This is a genomic window from Arthrobacter sp. 05L45_2, from assembly GCF_056397525.1.
The window spans coordinates 1-5313 of the sequence record NZ_JBFTNO010000219.1; the positions used below are offsets into that span (position 1 = coordinate 1).

Annotated in this window: 4 protein-coding genes, 1 tRNA gene and 1 pseudogene; 1 reads left to right on the forward strand and 5 read right to left on the reverse strand. The window is 67.1% G+C overall.

Annotated elements, in window-relative coordinates; all coding sequences use genetic code 11:
• Nucleotides 1-37: 37 nt before the first annotated feature.
• The 4 genes from AC1DHD_RS14105 to AC1DHD_RS14120 form a co-directional block, all read right to left on the reverse strand.
• Nucleotides 38-229, reverse strand: coding sequence for a YbdD/YjiX family protein (locus AC1DHD_RS14105; protein WP_476880314.1), 192 nt, complete (start codon nucleotides 227-229; stop codon nucleotides 38-40).
• Between the two features lie 14 nt (nucleotides 230-243).
• Entirely contained in the window at nucleotides 244-2553 is a 2310-nt protein-coding gene (locus AC1DHD_RS14110) for a carbon starvation CstA family protein (protein ID WP_476880315.1), read from the reverse strand.
• 156 nt (nucleotides 2554-2709) lie between these two features.
• The gene (locus AC1DHD_RS14115) at nucleotides 2710-3243 is read right to left on the reverse strand and encodes a PadR family transcriptional regulator (RefSeq protein ID WP_476880316.1); all 534 of its coding nucleotides are present in this window, start codon (nucleotides 3241-3243) and stop codon (nucleotides 2710-2712) included.
• A gap of 140 nt (nucleotides 3244-3383) precedes the next feature.
• Nucleotides 3384-4367 carry an NAD(P)H-quinone oxidoreductase gene (locus tag AC1DHD_RS14120; RefSeq protein WP_476880317.1) on the reverse strand — a complete coding sequence of 328 codons (984 nt, stop codon included), beginning with the start codon at nucleotides 4365-4367 and terminating at the stop codon, nucleotides 3384-3386.
• A 160-nt stretch (nucleotides 4368-4527) separates the two neighbouring features.
• On the opposite strand from AC1DHD_RS14120, the gene AC1DHD_RS14125 reads away from it, so the two are divergent.
• Nucleotides 4528-4615: transfer RNA gene (locus AC1DHD_RS14125), tRNA-Ser, on the forward strand.
• A gap of 142 nt (nucleotides 4616-4757) precedes the next feature.
• Here AC1DHD_RS14125 and AC1DHD_RS14130 read toward each other — a convergent pair.
• Nucleotides 4758-5313 (reverse strand): annotated as a pseudogene (locus tag AC1DHD_RS14130) (hypothetical protein); the annotation flags it as partial.

Sequence of the window (5313 nt, forward strand, 5' to 3'; positions counted from 1 at the left end):
GTGGAGTTCCCGGCGGCGCCTTCCGGCCGGCGGCTGATCAACAGCAGCGGCCCTGGGGGTTGCTGTCCTGCCGGTCCGTGCGGTCCCGCCAGAACGCCCGCTCGGCCAGGGGCGGGCCGTCATGGCCGGATGCCTGGTGGTGCTCCAGGTACTTTTTGTAGGCGTCAGCTCCGAAGACGCCACTGAAATAATCAGCAACGCTCCGGAAACCCGCGACGAGAACGTTCATTTTTGCAGCAACCGTCAGTGCCGGGCGGAGTGTTCGAGCCGCTGGTCGGCCGGGAGGTTCTTCCACTCCGCGCCGAGCTCCCGCTCAGCAGCAGTGGGGAAGAGGCCCGCCGGCGCGAAGACGCGGGACGGCTGGGCCGGATCCTCGTACTCCACGTTGGCGATCCCGGCCGAGGCGTTACGGAAAGCTTTCGCCGTCGCGATCAGTGCGGTGATGATGACGATGATGCTCAGCACCACGAAGATCACCGATAGCCAGCCCTGGATCATGGTGTTGCGGACCACGGCTTCCATGGCGGCCTGCGTCTTAGCCGTACCGAAGGAGGTCTTGCCGTCCGCCAGCGCCTTAGCGAAGGCGGCGTTATTGGCGAAGTATCCAACGGCGGGGACCGGCGAGAAGATCTTGTAGAAGCTCGCTGTGATGGTCACGACGGCGGCGAAGGCCAGCGGGAGCGCCACGATCCAGAGGTACTTGAAGGTGCCGCGCTTGGCCACGATCGCGAGCACCACGGACAGGGCGATGGCCGCGAGCAACTGGTTGGCGATGCCGAAGAGCGGGAACAGCGTGTTGATGCCGCCCAGCGGGTCGGTGACGCCCATCAGCAGCACCAGCCCCCATGCGGCCACCATCACCAGCGTGGCGAGCCACGCCCCGGGCCGCCAGGAGTGGTCCTTGAACTTCGGAACGAAGTTGCCGATCGAGTCCTRCAGCATAAAGCGGGCGACACGCGTACCGGCGTCGACCGCCGTCAGAATGAAGAGCGCCTCGAACATGATCGCGAAGTGGTACCAGAACGCCATCATGGCGGTGCCGCCGATGAACTGTTGCATGATGTGGGCGAGGCCGACGGCGAGGGTGGGCGCGCCGCCGGACCGGGAAATGATGCTCTGCTCCCCGACGTCCTTGGCGGTCTGCGCCAGGACATCCGGAGTGATGTTAACGCCGGCCAGGCCGAGGCTGTTGACCCACTGGGCGGCCGTTTCCACGGTTCCGCCGGTCAGTGCCGTGGGGGCGTTCATGGCGAAGTAGATGCCGCGGTCGATCGAGATGGCCGCCACGAGCGCCATGATGGCGACGAAGGATTCCATCAGCATGCCGCCGTAGCCGATCAGGCGCGTCTGGCGTTCCTTCTCGATCAGCTTCGGCGTCGTGCCGGAGGCAATCAGGGCGTGGAAGCCGGAGAGGGCGCCGCAGGCGATGGTCACGAACAGGAACGGGAAGACGGCTCCGGAGAAGACGGGGCCGTTGTCACGGGACGCGAACTCGCTGAAGGCCGGGACAGTGATCTCGGGCCGGACCACGATGATGGCCAGGGCCAGCATCACGATMACGCCGATYTTCATGAAKGTGGAGAGGTAGTCGCGCGGKGCCAGSAGCAGCCASACGGGCAGGATCGCGGCGATGAARCCGTAGATGATCAGGCCCCAGGCGATGGTGACCTTGTCCAGGTGGAAGAACGCGGCACCCCATTCGGTGCCTGCCACGGCGCCGCCGCCGATGATGGCGGCCATCAGGAGCACGAAGCCGATGAGCGAGACTTCCATAACCTTGCCGGGGCGAAGGTAGCGCAGGTAGACGCCCATAAAGAGGGCGATCGGAATGGTCATGCCGACGGAGAACACACCCCAGGGGCTCTCGCCGAGGGCGTTGACCACAACGAGGGCCAGGATGGCGACGATGATCACCATGATCAGGAGGGTGGCGATAAGTGCTGCGGTGCCGCCGATCACGCCGAGTTCCTCGCGTGCCATCTGGCCGAGCGAACGGCCGCCGCGACGCATGGAGAAGAAGAGGACGAGGTAGTCCTGGACGGCGCCAGCAAGGACGACGCCGATGATGATCCAGATGGTGCCGGGCAGGTAACCCATCTGGGCCGCGATGACCGGGCCCACCAGGGGTCCGGCGCCGGCGATGGCGGCGAAGTGGTGGCCGAACAGGACGTTACGGTCGGTGCGGACATAGTCCTTGCCGTCCGCCTTGTACTCGGCCGGGGTGGCGCGGCGGTCGTTGGGCCTGGTGATGTAGCGTTCGATCACCTTGGAGTAGAACCGGTAGCCGATCAGGTAGGTGCAGACCGAGGCGAACACGAACCAGATGGCGTTGACGGTCTCGCCGCGGACGATCGCGAGCATAAACCAGGCGACTCCGCCCAGCAGCGCGATGGCTACCCAGAGGGCGATTTTGGTGGGGGTCCACTTGCGCTCTTCGGCGTCGCGGACGGAATCGTCGACGGCGGTGGCCGGCAGCCCCGGCACCGGCGTGATGCCGTCGTCGGCGTCGTCGAGTTGCGCGGTGCTTGGCCCGCGGTCTGGCACTGTGCCCATGTCTCCTCCTTGAGAAACCCGTGGCCGATCAGCAGTCGGATCCGCCCATGGCACCCTATCAACGCCGTGATCGGTTGGGCCTGTCACCGCGGCCGCATTGCCATACGGCTCGTTGAGCGGCGCAGGGTCCGCGGTGAACGGCGTCACATGGGGCGCTCAGGCCGGGCCGGCGAGCTGCATCAGGCGGGCCTCGCACAGGTCCAGCCACCGGACCTCAGCCTCGGTCTGGAAGATCAGCGAGTCCAGGACCAGGAGCTTCGCGGTGTCCGCCGGGCGGGGGTGCACGACGCTCTCCCGCCGCGCTTTGGTGTACTCCTGCAGGGCCCGGATCGAGACGGCCCGCTGGGCCTGGATGAGTGCGCCGACGTCGACGCCCGGGAGGGTCAGCGCGAGGGCCAGTTTGATGGCGAGCTCGTTGCGGGGCGGGCTGGTACGGCCCACGGGCGCCCGGAACCAGTCCTGGGCCTCGGCGACGCCGGCGGCGGTGATGCTGTAGACGACGTGGCCCTCGCCGTCCGCGCCGTCTTTTTGCACGAGGCCGTCGCGTTCCAGCCGGTCGAGGGTGGTGTAGACCTGCCCGATGTTGAGGGGCCAGGACGAACCGGTGCGGTCCTCGAATTCGGTCCTGAGCTGATACCCGTAGCGCGGCCGGTCCTGCAGCAGCGCGAGAAGGCTGTGGCGGATAGACATGGTGCTCCCGAGGGTAGCTGGACGATGGTATACACGCGCCCCAAGACGCGTGTATACCCCGTATGGAATCACACTATCGTCGTTTGCCCCGGAGACCCGCATAGATATGCCGGACCGCGCATGCAATTGGTCACATCCTGCTACATGACCAGAAGTACCTTGCCCACGTGCTCACCGGAGTCGAAGTAGCGGTGCGCGGCCTGGACCTGGTCCAACGGGAAAGTCTTCGCGACCAGAGGGTGGATCCGCCCGTCCGCCAGCAAGGGCCAGACGGCGTCACGGACGGCGTTCATTATGACCGTCTTCTCCTCCACTGGCCGGGGCCGAAGTGAAGTCGCAATAATGGCAGCCCGCTTCCGGAGCAGCTGGCCGAGGTCCAGCTCCCCCTTGGTGCCGCCCTGCAGCCCGATCACGACCAGCCGGCCGTAGTCGGCCAGCGCGTCGACGTTCTGGCCGAGATATTTGGCGCCGACGACGTCGAGGATGACGTCCGCGCCTTTCCCGCCGTTCTGTTCGCGAAGGCTGTCCGGGAAGTGCTCCTCGGAGTAGTTGATGGCGATATCGGCACCGAGGAAGGCCTTCGCGGTGCCGACCTTCTCGGCCGAGCCGGCTGTGGTGGCCACGCTGGCGCCCAAGGCTTTGGCGAGCTGGATGGCCATAGTGCCGATGCCGCCGGTGGCCCCGTGGATCAGCACGGTCTCCCCCGCCTGGAGCTGGGCCGTCATGACCAGGTTCGAATAAACAGTGGCCGCGACCTCCGGCAACGACGCAGCGGTGACCAGGTCTACGCCGTCGGGAATCCTCAGCACCTGCCCGGCCGGAACCGCAACCTGGCCCGCATAGCCGCCGCCGGCCAGCAACGCCACCACTTTGTCCCCGACGGAGAACGGCTTGGTAACCCCCGGGCCAAACCCGGCGATCCGCCCGGACACTTCGAGTCCCGGGACCTCGGAGGCACCCGGAGGAGGCGGGTAGAAGCCCATACGCTGCTGCACGTCGGCCCGGTTGAGCCCGGCGGCAACGACGTCGATCAGCACCTCGCCGGGACCGGGCACCGGTGCCGGGACCTCCCGAAGTTCCAGGACCTCCGGACCGCCGGGCTCTGAGATGTAGACAGCCTTCATGGAGAACTCCCGATTCCTTACTGATTTCTTGCGGGCAGGGCGCCCGATGCACGCGGCACAGGCAGCACCCGTTTCCAGAGTAGGGGCCCCAACGGACGGCGTCTGCGAGCGCCGCCGCTTTTTTGTGGCTGCCTACCGGCTATGAAAGACTACTCGTTAGGGAAGGTTGTCCGAGCGGCCGATGGAGCTGGTCTTGAAAACCAGTGTGCGGTAACCCCGTACCAAGAGTTCGAATCTCTTACCTTCCGCGGACGCGCAATGATTTGCGCTGTTGAGGGGCCGGTTGGGGCAATCGCAAGGTTGCTCCGGCCGGCCTTTCCCGTCCCTCCCGGAGCCCGGCTTCCCGTTTCCCGCCGCCCGGTTTCCCGCCTCCCGGAGCGCAGACCACCGTCAGGCGGAGGGCTCCGCGGGTTCGACCAGCTCCACCGCATACGGCTTCGTCGCCGAGCGCCGCAGCGGAGGCCGCAGGCGCACCTGGTAGGGGCCGTCCCGGAAAATGGCGCGGGGATCCATCTGGATCACCAGCAGCGGCTGGTCCCTGCTGATGTCCACCCGCACCACCGTGCCGTCACGGCGCCCGTTGACCAGCAGCGGGGTGGCCGGCTCCACCGCGGTATTCCCGAGCAGTTCCCGGTTGCCTGCCGGAGCCCCGAGATAGAGGATGCCGTGCGCGCGCCCCACGACGGTCAGCGGGATGAGGAGGTTGGGCGTCGAGGCGTCGGGGGCGGGCGCGTCCGGTGCGGAGCCGCGGTGGCGGGATGCTTTCCGGGTTGCCGACGACGCCGCGGCCGCGGACCGGCTGCACTCCGGGCAGCGGGTGCGCTCCCCGACGTCGGCCAGCATCGTCACGAGAAGGCCGCGCGGCGCCGAGGCCCACTTGGCCGCCACTGAACCGCACCACCGGGTGTGGAACTCGTGCCCGTATTTCATGACGTAGACCTGGCCG